General features: G+C 36.5%; 14 protein-coding genes and 2 pseudogenes. 9 read left to right on the top strand and 7 right to left on the bottom strand.

Annotation, left to right across the window (positions count from 1 at the left end; translation table 11 throughout):
• Nucleotides 1-329: 329 nt before the first annotated feature.
• Nucleotides 330-592, bottom strand: a pseudogene (locus tag KHA94_RS09345) (nitrilase-related carbon-nitrogen hydrolase); the annotation flags it as partial.
• A 38-nt stretch (nucleotides 593-630) separates the two neighbouring features.
• Nucleotides 631-1,278, bottom strand: a pseudogene (deoC, locus tag KHA94_RS09340) (deoxyribose-phosphate aldolase).
• Between the two features lie 1,139 nt (nucleotides 1,279-2,417).
• On the opposite strand from deoC, the gene qoxA reads away from it, so the two are divergent.
• From qoxA to qoxD, 4 genes are all read left to right on the top strand, one after another.
• Nucleotides 2,418-3,299 (top strand): cytochrome aa3 quinol oxidase subunit II, encoded by an 882-nt coding sequence (gene qoxA, locus KHA94_RS09335; RefSeq protein WP_213101856.1) that lies wholly within the window; start codon nucleotides 2,418-2,420, stop codon nucleotides 3,297-3,299.
• A 68-nt stretch (nucleotides 3,300-3,367) separates the two neighbouring features.
• Nucleotides 3,368-5,308 carry a cytochrome aa3 quinol oxidase subunit I gene (gene qoxB / locus KHA94_RS09330; protein WP_213101855.1) on the top strand — a complete coding sequence of 647 codons (1,941 nt, stop codon included), beginning with the start codon at nucleotides 3,368-3,370 and terminating at the stop codon, nucleotides 5,306-5,308.
• A 3-nt stretch (nucleotides 5,309-5,311) separates the two neighbouring features.
• Nucleotides 5,312-5,908 carry a cytochrome (ubi)quinol oxidase subunit III gene (locus KHA94_RS09325; RefSeq protein ID WP_213101854.1) on the top strand — a complete coding sequence of 199 codons (597 nt, stop codon included), beginning with the start codon at nucleotides 5,312-5,314 and terminating at the stop codon, nucleotides 5,906-5,908.
• A 2-nt stretch (nucleotides 5,909-5,910) separates the two neighbouring features.
• Nucleotides 5,911-6,195 (top strand): cytochrome aa3 quinol oxidase subunit IV, encoded by a 285-nt coding sequence (qoxD, locus tag KHA94_RS09320; protein ID WP_213101853.1) that lies wholly within the window; start codon nucleotides 5,911-5,913, stop codon nucleotides 6,193-6,195.
• Nucleotides 6,196-6,748: 553 nt separating this feature from the next.
• Here the strand turns inward: qoxD and KHA94_RS09315 are convergent.
• From KHA94_RS09315 to KHA94_RS09300, 4 genes are all read right to left on the bottom strand, one after another.
• Nucleotides 6,749-8,227, bottom strand: coding sequence for an Lsa family ABC-F type ribosomal protection protein (locus KHA94_RS09315; RefSeq protein ID WP_213101852.1), 1,479 nt, complete (start codon nucleotides 8,225-8,227; stop codon nucleotides 6,749-6,751).
• A 488-nt stretch (nucleotides 8,228-8,715) separates the two neighbouring features.
• Complete coding sequence (locus tag KHA94_RS09310; protein ID WP_213101851.1) at nucleotides 8,716-9,771, bottom strand: Cfr family 23S rRNA (adenine(2503)-C(8))-methyltransferase; 1,056 nt, start codon at nucleotides 9,769-9,771, stop codon at nucleotides 8,716-8,718.
• Nucleotides 9,772-10,658: 887 nt separating this feature from the next.
• On the bottom strand, nucleotides 10,659-12,974 hold the full coding sequence (locus KHA94_RS09305; RefSeq protein WP_249365410.1) for a xanthine dehydrogenase family protein molybdopterin-binding subunit: 2,316 nt from the start codon (nucleotides 12,972-12,974) through the stop codon (nucleotides 10,659-10,661).
• Between the two features lie 223 nt (nucleotides 12,975-13,197).
• Nucleotides 13,198-14,019, bottom strand: a complete 822-nt coding sequence (locus tag KHA94_RS09300) for a hypothetical protein (protein WP_213101850.1) — start codon at nucleotides 14,017-14,019, stop codon at nucleotides 13,198-13,200.
• A 639-nt stretch (nucleotides 14,020-14,658) separates the two neighbouring features.
• On the opposite strand from KHA94_RS09300, the gene KHA94_RS09295 reads away from it, so the two are divergent.
• Together KHA94_RS09295 and KHA94_RS09290 are read left to right on the top strand one after the other, a co-directional pair.
• A complete protein-coding gene (locus KHA94_RS09295) occupies nucleotides 14,659-15,177 on the top strand; it encodes a sigma-70 family RNA polymerase sigma factor (protein ID WP_249365409.1) in 519 nt (172 codons plus the stop codon).
• Nucleotides 15,170-15,865, top strand: coding sequence for a hypothetical protein (locus tag KHA94_RS09290; RefSeq protein WP_213101849.1), 696 nt, complete (start codon nucleotides 15,170-15,172; stop codon nucleotides 15,863-15,865). The genes KHA94_RS09295 and KHA94_RS09290 overlap by 8 nt, the downstream gene beginning before the upstream one ends.
• 996 nt (nucleotides 15,866-16,861) lie before the next feature.
• Here the strand turns inward: KHA94_RS09290 and KHA94_RS09285 are convergent.
• Entirely contained in the window at nucleotides 16,862-17,182 is a 321-nt protein-coding gene (locus KHA94_RS09285) for an antibiotic biosynthesis monooxygenase family protein (RefSeq protein WP_213101848.1), read from the bottom strand.
• 90 nt (nucleotides 17,183-17,272) lie between these two features.
• On the opposite strand from KHA94_RS09285, the gene KHA94_RS09280 reads away from it, so the two are divergent.
• The 3 genes from KHA94_RS09280 to istB all read left to right on the top strand — a co-directional run bounded on the left by KHA94_RS09280 (nucleotide 17,273) and on the right by istB (nucleotide 20,680).
• A complete protein-coding gene (locus KHA94_RS09280; protein ID WP_213101847.1) occupies nucleotides 17,273-17,959 on the top strand; it encodes an ArsR/SmtB family transcription factor in 687 nt (228 codons plus the stop codon).
• 373 nt (nucleotides 17,960-18,332) lie between these two features.
• Nucleotides 18,333-19,919 carry an IS21 family transposase gene (gene istA, locus KHA94_RS09275; protein ID WP_213101846.1) on the top strand — a complete coding sequence of 529 codons (1,587 nt, stop codon included), beginning with the start codon at nucleotides 18,333-18,335 and terminating at the stop codon, nucleotides 19,917-19,919.
• Complete coding sequence (gene istB, locus KHA94_RS09270) at nucleotides 19,916-20,680, top strand: IS21-like element helper ATPase IstB (RefSeq protein WP_213101845.1); 765 nt, start codon at nucleotides 19,916-19,918, stop codon at nucleotides 20,678-20,680. The genes istA and istB overlap by 4 nt, the downstream gene beginning before the upstream one ends.
• Nucleotides 20,681-20,944: the final 264 nt, after the last annotated feature.

Here is a 20,944-nt window from a genome sequence, read left to right as displayed (position 1 = left end):
TTTCTTTAATAGTAAACTCTTATTGTAAAGGATTAATCTTATCACAGATATCATCTACAGCGCGAGTTGTTCTTTCATCAATATCTTTTATAACAAGTTTTCTTGCTCTTGTCTTTTCTAATGTGATATTAAAATAGTGCGTTGGAATTCTCCAGTGACCACCAAAAGTTCTCTTCGCTTCTGGGAACTGCCTCTTACTTCTGAAACATTGATTTACTAGGTTCTGTAAGGTTAAATCTAAATACCCTTCGCTTCAATTCTAAATAGAGCGAAGGGTTTCTTTACTTTTGTCGATAAGAAATTATACTTACTTTTTAATAATTCAAATATTCACCAGGAACAGGAATCGAGTTCTCCCAATGTGGATACCAATCTTTCCTTCCATCGTCCATACGGCTTCCTATTACAGTGCCAAAAGATAATCCTCTAGGATATGCTGGAATAAAAGCCTCTGGAAAACAACAATTTGAGCACCTTTTTCTCCTGCTTTTTTTATTAAACTAACTGCTTTATCTATGGTGGCATCACGATCCATAATAATTGATGCAGCTTGAATAACCGCAACCCTTACACTTTGATTCACATTCGCCATATATAATGGCCTCCATTTAGATACAGAGTCTTTAATCATTATACTTGATTAATTTTTTCGGTAGATTGAAAGAATCTATCTAAGTATAGTCCCAATATCTTTATGGCAGAACTAGTACCTATCCTGGATGCACCTGCATCAACCATTGATTTTATATCAACCTTGTTACGAACTCCCCCTGATGCTTTAACCCCAACATTTGGTCCAACTGCTTTCTCATTATCGCAACATCTTCTACAGTAGCTCCGTACAAAGAATAACCTGTTGAAATCTTGACATAATCTGCCCCAGCTTTTATAGACAATTCACATACTCGTACTTTTTCTTCATTAGTTAATAGACAGGCCTCAATAATAACTTTAACTAGAGTTTTTCATTCTGCAGCATCCACAACTGATCGTATTTCTGCCCCGATATTTATTACTGTATCTACTTCTGCAGCTCCATTTTTAATGGCATTTTCTGTTTTAAATACCTTTGTTTCTTGAATGTTCGCACCTAACGGAAATCCTATAACCGTACACACGTTTACCTCTGAATCTCGCAAAAGTTCTGCTGAAAGACTTACCATGTAGGATTTACACATACAGATGTAAAGCTATATTATTGTGCTTCTTGACACAAAATAATGATTTCTTTATTGTTGGAAAAAGGTGAGAGAGATCTATTAATTTTGCAAAGTTCATCTACTCCGCCTCCCTTATTGTTTTTGATCTCCCTCCTAAACTTCTTCGATTCATCTAAAGTTTTGAAGTAGGAGTCTTACTGCACGTGAATCTGCAATAAAAAGTTACTAATAAAAAACTAAACAAAATAATTGTGAATCATCTCACGTACCCAACCATTTTTTTAGGGTTAATGTGATTTGTCGGTAACCTACTCTACTATCATAATGAATTTAAATATTTTTCAATCATCCACTTCAATACTTTTTTCCCCATCCTTTTATTCTTAGAACATAAGAAAAGCGCAAGCGCCTTCGAAACAATTACAGATCAAATTGTTTCTGCGAAGTTTATTCAAGGAAGCTTTCCTTTGTGCTCACCCCCGACAAGCATAAGACAGGCCGACGGGAAAGTTGTTCTTTAACTTTCTTGGCGGACTGACTAATGACCTCGAGGTCGACAAAAGCGCGACGTCCTCCCAAAAGCTCCCTTTTGGTCGTGCGATGTATCGCTGACGATGCTTTCCTTGTCCTGTCGCATTGTCGACACTAGTACGTCCTGTACGTCGGGGGTAGGCGCTGGAACTAGACAATTCTCAAACTCAAGAAAAGTTATACTTATTTTTTAAAAAAAGAGATTCATGAATGAAATCATGATTCTCTATCTTTATCTGGTTGAGTTTAGTGCATCCGTAAACCTTTGTACTCCTTCATTTATGGTATCTTCATTCTCTCTAGCAAAAGTGAATCGTGCATAACAATTTTGGGATCCCATCATAGGCCACCTCTTTACTTTATAAAACAGTCTATCAAAAATGCCCAAATATATTATTTCATCAAAATTATCACTATAAAATAAATAGCAATGCTTGTATCCGTCCATTTTTCAAGAAATTCCACCATCCACTTTATTTTATTACACCATTTCCCTTCATCTTTAACTCATATTAAAAGCCCTTTTACCAAGGTATTTTATGATTTTTGAATAGCTAAATATCCCTTTAAAAAAATTTTTTCTAATTTGAACAATTGGTGAAATATCTCACATTTAATTGCATTTAAAAATTAGGGTCATTAATATAAAAATCAATTGTGAATCAGGTAACCTATTAAAACCATTTCATTTTTCACTAGAACTTAAAAAAGCAAAGGAGTTTCACTATGAAAAAAAAATGGTCTTTTCTAACCATCATTTTTACTATTGTCATCATGTTAACAGGATGTGAACCACTATTGGTTTTGGATCCTAAAGGGCCCCAAGCTGAAAGGCAAGCAAGTGACATTATGTTATCGATTGGAATTATGTCGGTAATTGTCCTTGTTGTTTTCGTTATTTTAATTATTATGCTGGTAAAATATCGTGCTTCAAAACAACGTGAAGATTATGAACCACCCCACATTGAAGGAAATATATGGGTTGAAGTGATTTGTGTGGGGATTCCAGTTTTAATTGTCGCTTACCTTTCCTTTGTATCCGTTCAAAGTAACAATATCGTCGAGTCAGCACCGAAAGGGTATGAAGATAAAGAGCCATTAATTGTATATGCTTCTACATCAAATTGGAAGTGGCATTTTAGTTATCCAGAAGAGAATATTGAAACAGTTAATTACTTATATATCCCAACAGATCGTGCACTTGAATTTAAACTTTATTCATATGGACCAATCACAAGTTTCTGGATTCCACAACTTGGAGGACAAAAATACGCAATGGCTGACATGTTAACCACTTTGCACTTGGCTGCAGACGCTCCAGGTGAATATATGGGTCGAAATGCTAGCTTTAGTGGAAAAGGATTTGCTGAAAATACATTCAATGTCACAGCAATACCTCAAGCAGAATTCGATGAATGGGTAGAGGAAGTAAAAGAATCAGCGGAACCTCTTACTGAAGAAAAATTCGTTGAATTATTAAAACCAAGTATCGTTGGGCAGTCCACGTTTACTGGAACTCATTTAGAATTCTTACCGCCTCCAAAGAAACATAATAAACATACTAATAGGGCATCTAACTCAGAACATTCTGAACACAACAAATATTAAATTTATCTAAATCTAAAAACAAAAGCTAGTTTCATATAAGAAGCATTCCTGAAAGGAGTCACAAATGTATGGATTACTTTGATCGATTTGCCGTACCGCATCCAAGTCCTGCTATTTATGCATCGATGGTTGCCATTGGGCTAACTGTTATAGCAATTTTCGCAGGATTAACCTATTTTAAAAAATGGGGATATCTGTGGCGTGAATGGTTAACCACTGTTGACCACAAACGAATTGGGATTATGTATTTAATATCTGCTCTATTAATGCTTTTCAGGGGTGGGGCAGATGCAATTATGATGCGTGCTCAACTAGCGGCGCCTGAAAACACGCTGTTAGATGCTCAGCACTATAATGAAATATTCACTACACATGGGATCGTTATGATCATCTTTATGGCCATGCCCTTCATTATGGCCTTCATGAACTTCGTCGTTCCATTACAAATTGGTGCTCGTGACGTAGCTTTCCCAAGACTAAACGCGCTGAGCTTTTGGTTATTTTTTATGGGAGCGATGTTATTAAACATCTCTTTCGTCGTTGGTGGATCTCCCGATGCAGGTTGGACTTCTTATTTCCCGCTTGCAAGTAACGAATTTAGTGAATCAGTAGGAACAAACTATTATATGTTTGCTCTTCAGATTTCCGGACTTGGTACATTAATGACTGGTATTAATATGATTACCACCATTCTCAAAATGAGAGCACCTGGTATGACTTTAATGAAAATGCCAATGTTCACATGGTCTTCCTTAGTGGCAAATATAATTATCGTATTCGCTTTCCCAGTATTAACAGTGGCACTCCTTATGGGAACAATGGACCGTTTATTTGCAACAAACTTCTTTACTACAGCAAATGGCGGTATGGATATGCTTTGGGCGAACTTCTTCTGGGTTTGGGGACATCCTGAAGTGTACATCTTAATTCTACCGGCATTTGGTATTTATAGTGAGATTATCTCAACCTTTTCACGCCGCAATCTATATGGCTATAAATCAATGGTTGGCTCAATGGTTATAATCTCTCTATTATCATTCTTGGTTTGGACACACCATTTCTTTACAATGGGGCAAGGGGCTCTAACGAACAGTATCTTTTCGATCACAACAATGGCGATTGCTGTTCCAACAGGAGTTAAGATATTCAACTGGTTATTTACACTTTGGAAAGGTAAGATCGTCATTACCACTCCAATGCTTTATTCATTATTGTTCATTCCGATTTTCACAATCGGTGGGGTTACTGGAGTTATGCTTGGAATGTCAGCCGCCGACTACCAATACCATAATACGATGTTCTTAGTCGCTCACTTCCACATGGTTATTATTCCTGGTGTCGTGTTTGGTATGCTTGCTGGTCTCCATTACTATTGGCCAAAAATGTTCGGTTTCAAATTGAATGACAAAATTGGTAAAGTGGAAGCATGGGTTATTTCCATGAGTACTCTTTTAGCATTTATGCCAATGTTTTTCTCTGGATTAGACGGTCAAGCACGTCGTATGTACACTTACTCTGAATCTACTGGTTTTGGAATTTATAATATGATTTCAATGGTCGGGGCCGTTGGTCTTGCTATCGGTTTCTGTTTAATCGTTTATAACGTTTACTACAGTACTCGTTACGCTTCAAGAGATGTCGGTTCAGACCCATGGAATGCACGTACACTAGAGTGGGCTACTCATAGTCCAGTACCAGAGTATAACTTTGCAATGACACCTCAAGTTAATTCACTTGAACCTTTCTGGGATGCTAAGAAACGTGGACATGAATTATTCACTGGTTATTATGAAAAAATTCATATGCCAAATAACAGCGGTGTTCCTTTTATTTTAGGCTGTATTTTCTTTGCATGGGGATTCTCATTTATATTCGGAATGTGGATTCCTGCCATCGTAACAACAATTGGAATTTTTGCTTGTATGGCTTATCGTTCATTTGAGAACGATCACGGTCGTTACATCTCTGTAAATGAGATTCAAAAAACTGAAACATCGCGAGGTGCTTAAATTATGAAAATAGATAACTCGCTGCCTCTTGAATATAGCACAGGGCAAAATCAAGCAAATATATTAGGATTTTGGATTTTTATAGGTGCCGAAATTATGCTTTTCGGTACACTTTTTGCAGCATATTTTACATTAGTGGATCGTACAGGTAACGGTCCAACTGGAGCAGATATTTTTGAAATAGCACCACTACTGATTGAAACATTTGTACTGTTAACCAGCAGCTTTACGATTGGATTAGCAATTCATGCCATGCGTCTCGGAAAACAGAAGGCTATGATGGCATTTTTGGGGATCACCCTTCTGCTTGGTCTAGTATTCTTAAGCGTCGAGATTTTTGAGTTTAATCACTTTTATCACGTTGGCGCCGGACTACAAACTAGTGCATTTACAGCGATCCTATTAACAACATTAGGAACTCATGGAGGGCACGTTACATTTGGATTACTTTGGGGTACAGCGATTATCCTACAAATTCGGAAACGTGGATTGACTCCCGAGACTGCTAATAAATCATTTATTTTCTCACTTTATTGGCATTTCCTAGATGTTGTATGGATCTTCATCTTTAGCTTCATCTACCTGAAAGGATTGATGTAAACATGAGTGAATTATTTCCGCGTAAACAAGTCATGGGTTTTGTATTTTCACTAATCCTTACGATAGTAGCTCTTATGGTTTACTTCTCTGACATGTCATTTTCAGTAGGCATGACAATTCTTCTTATTACTGCCTTTATACAAGCAGCTCTTCAGCTAGTTGTATTTATGCACGCTGGTGAAACTGGAGATAGAGGGTCTATCTACACGAACCTATATTACGCCATTTTCATAGCACTAGTTACCGTTTTTGGTACACTACTTTGTATGATATGGGGTTATGTATAAAGTGAAACTTCAATCAGTGGGGGGTTCTTTCATCCCCCACTGATTGTTAGTTGAACCAATCGGGCCTTTACGGGCTGTTGATCCCCTACTTAGAAATTTTTGTTTTATTCAACTTCTTGAAGTGGGGGTCTTACAGCCCGTTAATCTGCGATAATTTAATTGTTTTGAAGCGTCTTTTGAGACGCTTCTTTTGTTAGATGTTTTTCTTGATTTTGCATGTTCTGGTGGAACTTTTACCGGATGTGCAAAAAATCAAGAAAAAGTATAAACTCCGACATTCGTTGCTTTTTAGTTGAACCTGATTTTGCTCCCTTTTAACCTATAATTAATTCAAATCATAAGATGGCCTTTTAAATAAAAAAGACGCGTTCCTAATTAAACGCGCCCTTTAACAGAAGACTCGATTTCAAGATAATCTTAAAAGACATTAGTAACTTTCTTTCTCCATTGTCCCTGTTTTACGTAAAGAACATTTCAAAGACCTTATTAAGAAACGCACCCTATAATTTAATAATCTGATTTACTGATTATATCTTCAATTCTTCTTATTTAACTACATAGATATAGTTTTTGTTGCAACTGTTTGTTGAAATGCCTGATCATGCTCAACAATAACCATTGTGGGATTAAATTTTTGAATAAGCTCTTCAATCTGCATGCGCGAATAAATATCAATAAAATTTAACGGTTCATCCCAAATATATAAATGAGCTTTTTCACATAAACTTTTGGCTATAAGCAGCTTTTTCTTTTGTCCACCAGAATAATGAGATATATCTTTCTCAAATTGAATTCGGTCAAAATCCAGCTTACGTAGAATGGATTTAAATAACGTTTCATCAATCTCATGCTCTTCAATAAAGTCCGATAACAGTCCCTTCAAATGAGAAGTATCTTGTTGAACATAGGAAATGATGAGGCCTGAACCTAAATTCATTGAACCTGTATGCTGTATCGGATTTCCTAGAATTAATTTTAGGATACTACTTTTTCCGCTTCCATTCTTTCCATCAAGTACAATACGGTCACCTTGTTCAACTTTAAAGGTAATTGGCTTATTCACTATTTGGTCATCGTACTTAACAGACACATCAGCCAAAACAATCAATTCATTTGACTGAAATTCCAATGGTTCTAATTTTAATGACTCGGTTTTTTCCACATTCTTTAGCAGCATAGACTTTTCCTCAATAGCTTTTTGTTGCCTAGATTCAAGGTTCTTTGCTCTCTTCATCATCTTTGCCGCTTTATGTCCTACAAAACCCTTATCCAATTTAGAACCCGAATTTGTTGTCCCGTTTTTGGAAGCTTCCACTTGACTAGACCAACCTGCTGAACGCTTTGAAGACTGTTTTAATCTTCCAATGTCTTTTTGTAGACGCTGATTCGTTGCCTCTTCGTATTCCTGCTGTCTATCAAAATTTAACTTCCAAGAAGAATAGTTACCACTTTGCACTTCAATATTTGCCCTATTTATAGATAAGATATGGTCAACGCATCCATCTAAAAACATTCTGTCATGTGAAATTAAAATAAACCCTTTTTTCTTTCTTAGATAATCAGAGACAATCTTTCGTGCATCAGTGTCTAGATGATTGGTTGGCTCATCAATTAATAGAAATTGACCCTCAGTCAAAAAAAGTGCAGCTAGCAACACCTTGGTTTGTTCTCCATTTGATAATGTTTTAAATGGTCGGTACATGACCTCGGCATCAATATTCAGATAGGATATTTCACGAAGAAATTCCCAATCCTCTGCTCGGGGGCAAATTTCTTCAAAAATTTCATGAGTATACTTGTTTTTATCTGAAACTGGATAAGGGAAATAATTAAATTCTACCGAAGAAATGATTTTCCCACTATACTCATAATTGCCTAATAATAAATTAAAGAATGTTGTTTTACCTCGTCCATTTCTACCGATAAATCCAAGTTTCCAATCCGTATCTATTTGAAAGTTTACACCTTCAAAAATATTGTCAAAGCTGCCTGGATAAGAAAAAGATAAGTCTTGAACTTGTATCATTGACATGATAATTCCTCCTTTGTATATCAACACTTTTTACTTTTTATACAAAGTCGGCACATCCATCTATTCTAAATTTCTCCGTATAAGTTTGATGGATATTAACGACTTATACGGAGTATTACATGCGTAACAATAGTGTCTGAATTGCTCATTTCTCTCTCTCCTTTATTTATTAGATTAAAGTTACAGATAAAAAAATATCAATCTTTTCTATGAGAGAATAAAAAATCCTCCCATTTGTAATTGGAAGGATTAGTCTTTCACTTGTATTAAATAAGTTCTTTTTTGCCATTGGAATCATGACAAATAAAGTGTAAACTGATTTATAAAAATGGATAGACTAACCCTATATTTTGTAGTTTGAAGTTATTCATTTCAAATAAAAATATAGATTAGTTAATCATTGTCCATCCATCAGTCCTCTCATAATTGTATTTTTATATTAACAAATTTTTTTATGGAATACAATTCAACATCATCTTCACCTCAAATTACTGCTTGTTGCTCTTTTGATAATTTCCATACAATTGACCACAAGCAGCATCTATATCAATTCCAAATTGACTTCTAATGGTCACATTAATACCTGATGATTTTAATTTTTTGTAAAAATTAACAACATGTCCTTCATCAACTTCACCGAACCTTAAAGGAGAACTGACGGTTGGGTTATATCTGATTAAATTCACATGATATAAACGTCCTTCTTTATATCGACCTTTTAATAGACTTACTACTTCTTTAGCATGGTCAATAGAATCATTCACACCAGGTAACATTATATAAGCAATATATACTTTTCTTGATGTTATTCGTATATGCTCATCCAATGTGTCCATTACATCTAATAATGGATACATATCATTAATCGGCATCAACTTACTTCGTTGTTCATTAAAAGGAGAATGTAACGAAAACGTCAAATTGACTTGCGGATAATTCAGAGTCATTTTTTTTATACTTGGTATAATCCCAATAGTTGAAATAGATAACCTACGAGGACTTAAAGCAAACAGCGTAGGATCAGTGAATACATCCAAGGCATCAAAAACTTGTACATTGGCTAACGCTTCCCCCATCCCCATAAAAGAAATACTATCAATTGAGTGACCTTGTAAGTAAAAATGGAGGATTTGGTCAGTTATTTCATCTGATGTCAAATTTCTTTTTAATCCAATGTCACCTGTTGCACAAAATTTACACCCAAAATTACATCCGCACTGAGAAGATATACAAAATGATTCCCACCCAGCTTTATATTTCATATTTACCGTTTCTATTTTTTCATTTCCTGAAATTTCAAATAAGACTTTAGTGACTTGCTCAGAATGTTGTTCCGTTAAAGGAACAATATCTATAATAGACTCTCCAAATTCCTTAACTAAAATTTCTCTTAACGATTTTGGAAGTACATTAATTTCATTGAATTTATCTATTCTTTCTTTAAAAATAGCATTAAAGATTTGTTTCATTCTAAAATTAGGGTAATTATGTTCCCTTAAGAATTCTTTTATTCTTCTATATTTATTAATTTGTCTTAATTGCATGTTTCTCACCTTCCATAGGACTCTCTAATTTTTTTGAGTAAATAGAAGGGAGTTTATCTATCCTTTAAGTTAAAAAAGAACACAAAAAGCACCTATAAAATTATCGGTGCTAGACATTAATATCAAAATATGCACAAATAAATAAAGTCATTTATTTGTATTTTGTCATAGGTGCAAAGCTCCGATAACTGTTTTTTATATGGTTGTATAGCATAAAAAAGGACAGACTACTCCCTTTGTCCGCTAAGTAATTACCAATTTTTGCATTTTTCCCAAACAAAATTCTAAAAATAGTTAACATCGCTTGCACCTCCCTTTGTCAAATTTATTATTGAGTAAACTAACATAAAAGTGAGTATAAGTAAAGTGTAATTCGAGAATTATTGTAAAACTGACCTACATCGTTAGTTTAAGTGAATTTCTTCACAATTTTCACTATACAATTTTTACTTTTTATTCAACAATCTGGCCCTAAAATGAAAAATGAGTGCTTATCCTTGTTCAAGGATAGCGCCCAATTGTTGAAGATCATTGCGATTAACCTTATTCAAGATATGCCCCCTTTACTTTAAGTGTAATTGTTCATGAATTTTTATGAATCATTATTCACTCTCTTAAATAGTGATGAAGAAATCCCTATTCCTTCATATGTATATACATTGGTTCCAGAACACCTCCCGAATGTATTATGCAAACAAAAAAAGCCGCATGGCTACGGCGTTTCTTGTTCATTCAATTTTTGTTGAAGCCCAGTTTTCTTATCTCCTTTATCGTGCTGAAGGACATAATGTTTATCAGCTCATTGTCAGTATGAGAAAAATAACGGCATCACAAATGACGCCCTTCGCCCTTCAAATGGTGCTCTACTTCTTTCCACCGGATATACATTATTGCCTCTCCTTTGCTTTCCAAATCAATTCTGGAATTAAGGGAAGATTATGAAGCGAAACACCAGCGGCCACAGACAATGCATTCCCGAGGGCCCCAGGCATTCCCATTAACCCTAGTTCTCCTATTCCACGGGCTCCGTATGGTGCATCAATCTGCGGATTTTCAACAAAACCAACCAAATAATTAGGATTCTCTCTATAGCGGAGCGGGCGATACGTCCGAAGCTGCGGATTTAAAACCCTCCCTAAATGATCAAAATAAAATGTTTCTCTCCCAGCGAATGCTAGCCCCATACTCATTGCCCCCATAACCTGACCTAATGCTGCTTTTTCATTCATCACCCTGCCAGCATCCACTACCGTCGCAGCATTAACAAGTCGATAAGTATAATCTCTACGATCGAATTCTACCTCTACTCCATATGCCGCAACAGACCACTCCGGACCAGGTTTCCCAGCTCCAGTTTCTGGATCCAAATACGTTATATGACGCAATATATAATTTCCTCTTCCAATGATTTGACCGCCAATAGCGTTACCATTTGGATACTTATAACCATATCCAATATCTTTAAAATGAAGCCCAATGGATGGATCATCCCTCAAAAATACTCGACTATTTGCCACTTCAAGATCTTCCTTTGGTGCTCTTAACACACATGAAGCCACTTCTTTTAATTGGTTAATCACATCGTCTGCGGCATTTAAGGTAGCCCTACCTGCCATAAATGTTCCCCTGCTGGCAACGGTTTTCCAATGTTCTGGCATTGTCTGGGTATCTACTTCCATTCGAACATGAATTTTATCGATATCCATTTTAAGTCTCTGGGCAAGAATTTGAGCTAGCACAGTCTTAGTCCCAGTTCCAATTTCGATAATCCCTGACATTAAATTGATACTCCCATCCCGATTAAATGTTAAAATAACCCCTGAGGGAGAATTGGCATCAATCGTTGAGGTTTTCCAGCTACAGCTTACGCCTTTTACTCTAACAAAGCGTTCATCTATCTCTTTAATCGCCCCTTCGTCCCACTTGATTAAATGTCTTACTTTCTCAATACACTGTGGTAAGTCTCCTAAATTGCTTTTATTTAAAAGAACCCTTGTCGGTGTTGTATTTCCTGGCCTAATGGCATTTAAAAACCTGAGTTCAAGCGGATCCATTTGCAGTTTTTGTGATAGTAAGTCCAATGTTCTTTCAATCACAAAAGAAAGCTCGGAATGAGAAAACCCTCTATATGGGGATGCATACGGATGATTGGTATACATACAGTATGAATCACACCAGACATTCTCAACATTGTAGGGACCTGTGCAGTCGACTGCCCCTGATCTTGTTACATCAATGGCTTTATCGGAATAGGCACCCCCATCCCACAAAAAAAGGATTTCCATAGCCTTAATTTTCCCGTTACGGTCGGCCCTAATTTTAACTGTTGCATCCAAACCAATGTGACATGGAGATGTAATAATATCCTCTTCACGGGTATTGAGAACCTTTACGGGTCGGCCGTCAACAGCCTTCGATGCTAAGTAGGCAAGTATTTCAAGCTGAACGGGTGCTTTTCCACCGTAGGCTCCTCCAACAAACGGCGTGTGAACAACAATTTTCCCTATATCCTCACCAAAGTAATCAGCTATAAGCGTTTTGACCATAAAAGGCGCCTGAGACGAGGTCGTTATATTGATTGTTCCATCTGGTAAAATCTCACAAGTTGAACATCTCGTTTCCATTGCGGCATGGTCCGAAGGTGCAAAGGAATAACTCGCTTCTACTGTTACCTCACTGTCAGACCATCCTTTTTCAATATTGCCCTTGCGAATTTTAATAAGGTTTGCAATGTTTGTTCCCGGAACCGGGTGTGAATCTTCCTCCTTTTTGTATTCACCTAACTTTTCATGGACGAGGGGAGCATTCTTTTGGAACGCCTGTGTAGGTGAATTTACTACTGGCAATAATTCATAGTTGACCTTAACCAGGTAAGCTGCTCTCTTAGCCTGTACTGGGGTATCAGCGACAACTAATGCAACTGGTTCTCCGTGATAACGGACCTTATCAACAGCAATCGGCGGGCGGTCACGGATGGCCTCACCTGTGAGTGGAAAATATTCTCCTGCGATAATCGCCCTAACACCTGGTATTTTTAGCGCTTCTGTCGTGTCAATCGCAGTGATCCTAGCGTGCCCATATGGACTGATGACCTTTGTACAAGAAAGCATCCCAACTGATTGGTAATCAGCCGTGTATTTCGCCCGGCCTGTCACTTTATCCCACGAGTCTTTACGAATGACACTTTTTCCAATTACATCCAAGTTATTCCCTCCTAACCCTAGATTTTCATGAAACCTTCCCATTCCCAATACATTAATATTCGTATACATAGAGATAAATACAGCTCCGTAGAAATAAACCATATGAGTAATTTAAGTACAAACATTCGCAATCTCAAAGATGTTTTTCCAGAATATGGCCCTTATATGGAAAATGAGCGCTTTCCTTATTAAAGGAAAGCGCCCGATTGTTTAATAAGCTAAGTTACCTACTTTCTGTCATTGAATACAAAATGTATTCCCATTGATGTGTACATTCTTCCAACATATAATACCCAAGTTCTTCATTTGGTGCGATACGGGAGCACTGTTGTCTAGGTATCGCCCCCTTGTCATTATCACTGGACACTTCAATCCAGCTTTGACCGGATAACTCATCATAGCGTATTTCTAACTGGTTGCCATTTACCGTAATTGTTTGACCGCTCTCTTTATTCTTTGCCATTTCAATGAAAGCTTCGATATCTGCTGCTCTCACTGATGAGGGCTTCAAATGTACCTCTTTCATTCCTTCCCAAGTAGGAAAGCGAACGATATCTTTGGTAATCCATTTTTCTCCTCCCAAACCTAAAGCAACTTCCGCATCCAATCCAGCCGGACGATCCGTGCCTTGAATCACCATTTCAATCGATTGATCATCGAGACGCTTGCCAACAATACCGAACGTTGTCTTATAAAAATCATAAAAATATGTTGTTTCACCTAGCGTAATGTCCCGGTATTCAATGACGAGCGATTGCTGATTGTAAGTTGAATCAATCGTTGTGTAGCTATAATCCATTAACCAAACCATAAAACCATGTATCAACAAAATTGGAATACTCAGTACCAATCCGGCGATGGTCCATAAATTATGATACCGAGAAGACCGAAAGCCGATTACGGATAAAACAATAATATTAATCGCCAAAGGAATCAAATAACCTGATGGTTTCAAGAAAAGAATGAAATAGTCTGTTAGATACATGATGATAAGCATTAAATCCAGTACACCTAACAGGATTAAGGCCCATTTTGTTTTCGTCATCGCGGATTCCCTCATTTTCCTTGCATATTAATAGTTTTCCTCTCAGCAACATACGTCCCTATTGGTACAGCAAGAAAAAGAACTGGACCTCCCTCATCTGCATATTCCTACTTTATCTTTTTGTCCAACTAATTTATCTCCGGTTGATGTTTCAAACTCAGGAGAAATATCTCATTGTTTTTATCTGATACGAACTGACTTTTTTATTATTACGTTAGCTTTTTCTTTGTTATCATAAGAACAACCCGTAAATAGCACCAAACAGCTGTTATAATAGCACTTTTCGAACCTTAATCAAGAGTTACTTCGACAAGTGGAGGAATAGTGGCTAGTTGTTATCAGTTGAATTAATATTTGATTCTTTTGGTTCTGCAGGGACCCCTCTATGAGGTATAACTCCTTTTGTTTTCAACTCAAAACCGAATGTATTTGTAGATGGTTCTCCCTCGATACGCCATATTCACTGTTCAGTTCACACACTGAGCTATCAGTGTTATAAAGGTAACAACTATTTTTTACCATTTAACTTTTTGCAGCCCTCAGTTATCTTGATTAACAGTCATTTATTTTTAATTTTTGATAAATTCAAACTTTAATGGTTTGAAAATCGTTTAATAAACAGAGAAAGGAGGTGTCATTTTGTTTACTATTCATAACATAAAAGAATTAATGTTTCAATATACAGAACTCCTGATTCGAACAGCTTATGGTTATGTGAAGGATCTCCATGCTGCGGAGGACATTGTACAGGAAGTATTTATAAAGTTCTATCATCAGCAGGAAAATTATGAAGAGCGTGGTGAGGTAAAGGCCTTTCTTATAAAAATGACTGTTAACAAGAGCAAGGATTATTTGAAGAGCTGGGCCTACAAAAAGATCCTCATACAAAATAAGTTCTTTCCACCTGCCGGAAAAAGGTATGCAGATGAGTTGATCAGAAAAGACGAACAAACAATTGTCGAAGACGCTATCATCGGATTGCCCTTAAAACAGCAGGAAGTTCTTATTCATTATTACTTCAACGAAATGACAATTCCAGATATTGCAAATATTTTATCCATACCTGAGAGCACAGTAAAAACCCGTTTAATTCGTGGAAGGGAACTATTAAGAAATCAATTGAGTGGGATACAATGGGAGGTGTTTTTAAATGAATAAGTATCTTTTTAGAGAAGTAAAAAATTTAACTGAGAGTAAAGAGCGTGTAATGAAAAATGTACTACAGGAACTTGAAAACACATCAAAGAGGCCTAAACATAAATGGCGTAACGTCGTGTTAACCCTCGTTTTGGCGATAAGCTTAATAGGCATAATGTTTTTATTCCTAAATGAAATGTTGATTGGAAATGAACAAATTACTGCAACAGAACAACAGTCTCAAACAGAAATGTATTCAGAATTGAAAAAACCCACATTTTTTTTAAAACAAGGTAACCTAAATATTCATGGAATTACTTTAGGCGACTCACAAGAAAGCGTAATAGAGCTTTTAGGTGAAAAATATTCAATAGAGCAAGAGGATGGCAGCGGGGCGGACTTTGTCATGGATTATGATGGGGTTGCGAGGTATTATTTTAGAGAAGATAAATTATTCCAAATAGTATTAATGAAAGTAGATAAAAAGTACTTTGACCAATTATTTGCTGATTATAAAGGATTTAAATTTACTTCACCATCTTCAAATACGGATGATGATAACCGTTATATTTACTCGAAGGAGACGAATCAAATATTAAAGGCAACAACGGACGTTCCTAACCGAGATCTTTATTTATACCTAGGATTTGCTGGTCCAGAACTCATGGAAAATCCAGGTTTCATAGAGGTGGAACAAAATTTGAAATAGACTCAAACCTCAAGGAAGGAAGTGTGGTAATATTCCCTAATAAATGTTTTTTTACTCCATAAAAATAAAAATCCATCATAACGACGGATTTCGATTCCCATACTCTGCAATAATCACTTAAAAGATGATTATTGCGAATGAATTGAGCCACTTATGCGGAGTTTTGAGCCATTCATTGCGGAGAAAAGAGCCATCATTTGCGGAATAGAGAGCCACTAATAGAATTACTCATTCATGGGGTAGAGCCAGAGCCACTAATATTTAAGTCATTGGTGGCGGACTACCGAATTTGCACTATCTTAGGTAAAGTAGAGCGGCCCTTATACTGTGTGTTAAATTGTTTGTCAAAGTTTCTTATTATATAATTTTATGATAGTGGATCTCTTTCCCGCACTTACTGGCTCAGATGTCCGCAAACAGTGGCTCAAAACACCGCACAGCTGGCTCATTCCGCAATACTCATTTATTGAACTTTCTAAGCACTGTTTCCTCTCTAATTCCCTTAATACAGCTCTAGTTGTAACATTAAAAGAGGAAACTTTTGCAAATAAATCTAAATCTAATGCAATATCGTTTAATTTCTGAAGTAAATTGTCTCGAAATTCATCATCTAATCTATTTAAACGGTGACATTTTTATGCTTTAATCACAAAACACCGTTCTGAATAGAAACGGTGTTAAATGAATTTCTTTTTATATTATTATTATTGAAGCATAATTTTGCCAATCGTTTACCCATATCGTTGCCATCCCTTTATCCATCTGCATTCTTTTCATTATTTCGCCGGACATCATAGAATTATTAGGTGAAATTGTTCAAAATACCCCAATGAAGTTTGATCAAAACGAAGTCACTATTTAATATTGATAGGTTTATTTTCATAAAAAAGCATTAATTATTTTTCTTTTCCACTGTTTGTACAAATGCGCCGTTAGGGCAAAAAAGGTCGCTTAATTACAAGCTCCCTTAAACGCAAGTTACCTTTAGGTGAATTACTAACTCAGGTCAATTCCTTTAAAAGAATACTCTCTTACCACCTTACAAATCTGCACGTTATATTGGCTGTACCACGTTTCTTTTCCTTTTTGTTGTGCTAATTGATGCGTCGTGTTAGCTTTCCATTTTTGAATTGCTTCTAAGGATACCCAATAAGAAATTGTAATACCATACCCTTCGTTATTTATTACGCTCTCAATCCTAATAAATCCAGGTTGTGCTTTTACTAGTTCTGCCAAGTTGTCTGACATACTTTCATATCTTTCTGAATTGTGCTCTGTTCTTTGAGAAGTAAATATAGCTGCATAATAGGTATTCATTGTGTTACCTCCTTGAGTTGTCATAAATCATTGTAAGCGACAAACACTTCAATTATTATCGAAATATAGAATGCAGAAAGGTTGATGAAAATGAGTATAAATCCAAATGTGGCGGAAATTGCCTTTCTCCTTGGAGAAAAGTCACGGGCAACAATTCTAATAAGTTTAATGGATGGCCGGTTTCATACGGCCAGTGAATTAGCTTATATGGCTGCAATAACACCTCAAACAGCCAGTTTTCATCTTTCTAAATTAATAGAAGCTAGCCTTGTTAACGTTGATAAACAAGGACGCCATCGCTATTATCAGCTAGCTAATGAAGAAGTCGCACGCATTTTAGAATCTTTTCTTGCGATTTCTCCACCTCCTGAAGTGCGTTCGTTAAAACAATCTAGTCAAGTAAAATTGCTTCGAGAAGCTAGAACTTGCTATGACCACTTAGCAGGGAAATTAGGAGTCGGTTTAACCGAATCAATGTTGAATACTGGTTATTTGGAAAAAGAAGAAAGAAACTTTGTAGTAACACCTAAAGGAGAACAGTTCTTTACTGATTTCGGCATTGATTTAGGTCAATTAAAAAGAAAGCGACGATCATTTTCTCATGCATGTTTAGACTGGAGTGAGCGTCATCATCATCTTGCCGGTGCTTTAGGAAATGAGCTGATGAAACACTTTTTGGATTTAAGTTGGATAGTTCAAGTTCCATCTATTCGAGCTGTAAAAGTCACAGATAAAGGAAAAGTAGGTTTTAAACAACATTTCAACATGAATATATAAAGTGAAACTTCCATCAGTGAGGGTTTTTCGACGCACAGGACGTGCTAGTGCCGACGTTGCCACACGATGTGGCGCTTTTAGTCTGTGTTCATTTTATGGGCCTTTACGGGCAGTTGAACCCCTCTTAGGTTTCTTTGATTCTCTCGCAACCTTGTAGTGGTGTGACTGATAAACTAAAGTAGACAGTTTCTGCTAGATAAGAATGAACACTTATTTTCCAGTGGGGGGTGTTGGGTTTTCATTGGGGGATGGCCTATGGACGATCCTCCAATGGAAAATGGTCCCTTCTCTCCCGATTATTAAAAATAGTTCTCTGACACTGTATGATAAATGATAGAATCTTGAAATTTACATCAGTGTGGAGGAGTAAAAGGTGGATAAGTGGCAAATGTATATGGAAATTCATCAGTTGTTAAAGAGAGGCTTTAGTAAGGCTAAAATTGCAAAGAAATTAGGTGTTTCTAGAACGACGGTTTATCGTTATTTAGAAAGGTCTCCTGGGGAAATGAGTGAGTGGGTTGTTCAACAACAAAGCAGGAAGAAAAAGCTAGATACTCACAAGGGAAAGATACTCTCATGGTTGTATAATTATCCTGATATGACGGCTGCACAAGTTTTTGATTGGTTACAAGAAAAACGGCAAGTAACAGATATTGCCGAGAGCACAGTCAGAGCATATGTAAGGGAATTGCGTAAAGAATATAATATTTCTAAAGAAGCTAGCCCCCGAGAATATGAGGCAGTTCCTGACCCACCAATGGGAGAGCAAATACAAGTAGATTTTGGACAAACCGTCCAGCGTACAGAGAGTGGCAAGGAAGTAAAACTTCGTTTTATAGCATTTGTCCTTTCTCATTCAAGGTACAAGTACAAAGAGTGGCTTGATAGACCTTTCACTACTACTGACGTTATACGAGCTCACGAAAATGCGTTTCAATACTTTGGAGGTATTCCTAGTGAACTAGTATACGACCAAGATGCACTCATCGTTGTTAGTGAAAATGGAGGGGATTTAATTCTTACCAGAGAGTTTCAAGCATACAGAGAAGAACGTAAATTAACGATTTGGGTATGTAGAAAAGCAGATCCAGAAAGTAAAGGCAAAATAGAAAATGTAGTTGGTTATGTAAAAGATAACTTTGCCAAACACCGTATCTATCGTGGTATCGATAAGTGGAACGAAGAAGGAATGGCATGGCTTAAGCGTACAGGGAACTATAAGATTCATAATACAACAAAAAAGAGACCAGTCGATGTGTTTCTCCTCGAAAAGCAACACTTACGACCCATCTCTGAATCTACCAATAGATTCCCTATCGATAGTAAAAACCAATTCGACTCTAGTATAACAAGAACCGTTCGAAAGGACAATACGATTCGGTATAACTCTAATCGCTATTCCGTACCTCTCGGAACATTTGGAAAGTACCCACAAGTAGCAATTTCTGAGACAGACGACGGTTATTTAGTAATCTGCGATCCTGAAACTGGGGAATTAGTGGCCAAGCATAGTGTTTCTCAAGAAAAAGGTAAACTGATTCAAGACAGGCAACATACTCGAGATCGAACAAAAGGAATAGACGTATATATTCAAACAGTCGCAGAACAATTTGATAATCTCGATATCGCACTTTCCTTTCTAGAGTCAGTAAAAAATGCATACCCACGTTACATTAGGGATCAGCTTCAACTCATATCTAGAGAGATAAAGAAGTACGAAAATACCTTATTAAATGAAGCACTTAAAGAATGTGTGAATCAGAAACTATTTTGTGCAACAGATTTTATCGATATGGTTCGGTACCTAGACCGTCAACGACAAGTGAACAGTACAGCACCTACTGATAATGATGAAACAATAAAAACACTCCATGGCTTTCATGAATCGAAAATGTTAACGAAGCCGGGAACACGAGGAATGGATGGATATGTTTCAGTATTGGCTGGTGAAATACGGTGAGCCAGCTATACCAGGTACAACAGTTATTAAAAACATTGCGTTTAACGGAAACATCCAATGAAATATCTAAACTAATCAAAGCAGCAGAAACAAACGAAGATTCTTATACTACTTTTCTTTTAGAAATATTAACGTATGAGCAAAAACGTCGGGAAGAAAAACAAATAGAAAAACGCCTTAAATGGGCTACGTTTCCGTATCATAAAACACTGAATGACTTTAATCTAGGTGAACAGGAATCATTAAGTAAAAAGCAACTTAATCAACTTAAAGAGTTAACTTGGATTGAACAATTATTTAATATCATATTACTTGGACCGCCAGGTGCGGGGAAAACCCACCTGGCAATTGGGTTAGGTATAGAGGCAATAAAACAAGGTTTTAAAGTTGTATTTACTTCAATGGGAGAGTTGATACACACATTAAAAACAGAAGAAATTACTCGTAAATCACAGACAAGGATGAAAAGGATTCGAAGTTCAGACTTAGTTGTGATAGATGATCTGATGTTTATGGCGATGGATCAGCGCGAAGCGAATCTGTTTTTCCATCTTATTAACGACTTATATAACAACGCTTCGATCATTCTTACTTCAAATAAGTCACCTAGTGATTGGGGAGAGTTAATGGGTGATGCAAGTATTACCACTGCCATTTTGGATAGAATCATTCATCGAGCAGAAGTTATTCACTTAAATAATGATAGCTACCGAATGAAGCATCGAACTTCCATTTTTGGAAGTGAAAGTGTTCAAAATTAATTAGCAAAATGTGTTCAATTTTACTTGACGGTCACAAGTGGGGGTCTTACTGCCCGTTAATCTGCGATAAATTAGAACTAATCCCTCTCCTTTGTAGACAAACAGTGCACCGAAATAATAGGGTAAGAACAAAACACCACCTTAAATGTTAAGAGATAATAAAGATGTTTAATTTACAATAAAGTCCTTTAAAAAATAATAAAGTTGTTTAATTCTTATTGAACTAACGGAGCAGGATAGTTGAACAAGGTTCTGGGCAAGATA

Source organism: Cytobacillus citreus (assembly GCF_018343665.1).
GTDB classification, from domain to species: domain Bacteria; phylum Bacillota; class Bacilli; order Bacillales; family Cytobacillaceae; genus Cytobacillus; species Cytobacillus citreus.
This window is presented reverse-complemented; position numbering and strand designations above follow the sequence as displayed.

Bases quoted from the DNA above. Each gene is read 5' to 3' on its own strand.
- qoxA (WP_213101856.1), top strand. From the start codon at position 2,418: ATGAAAAAAAAATGGTCTTTTCTAACCATCATTTTTACTATTGTCATC.
- qoxB (WP_213101855.1), top strand. From the start codon at position 3,368: ATGGATTACTTTGATCGATTTGCCGTACCGCATCCAAGTCCTGCTATT.
- KHA94_RS09325 (WP_213101854.1), top strand. From the start codon at position 5,312: ATGAAAATAGATAACTCGCTGCCTCTTGAATATAGCACAGGGCAAAAT.
- qoxD (WP_213101853.1), top strand. From the start codon at position 5,911: ATGAGTGAATTATTTCCGCGTAAACAAGTCATGGGTTTTGTATTTTCA.
- KHA94_RS09315 (WP_213101852.1), bottom strand. From the start codon at position 8,227: ATGTCAATGATACAAGTTCAAGACTTATCTTTTTCTTATCCAGGCAGC.
- KHA94_RS09310 (WP_213101851.1), bottom strand. From the start codon at position 9,771: ATGCAATTAAGACAAATTAATAAATATAGAAGAATAAAAGAATTCTTA.
- KHA94_RS09300 (WP_213101850.1), bottom strand. From the start codon at position 14,019: ATGACGAAAACAAAATGGGCCTTAATCCTGTTAGGTGTACTGGATTTA.
- KHA94_RS09290 (WP_213101849.1), top strand. From the start codon at position 15,170: ATGAATAAGTATCTTTTTAGAGAAGTAAAAAATTTAACTGAGAGTAAA.
- KHA94_RS09285 (WP_213101848.1), bottom strand. From the start codon at position 17,182: ATGAATACCTATTATGCAGCTATATTTACTTCTCAAAGAACAGAGCAC.
- KHA94_RS09280 (WP_213101847.1), top strand. From the start codon at position 17,273: ATGAGTATAAATCCAAATGTGGCGGAAATTGCCTTTCTCCTTGGAGAA.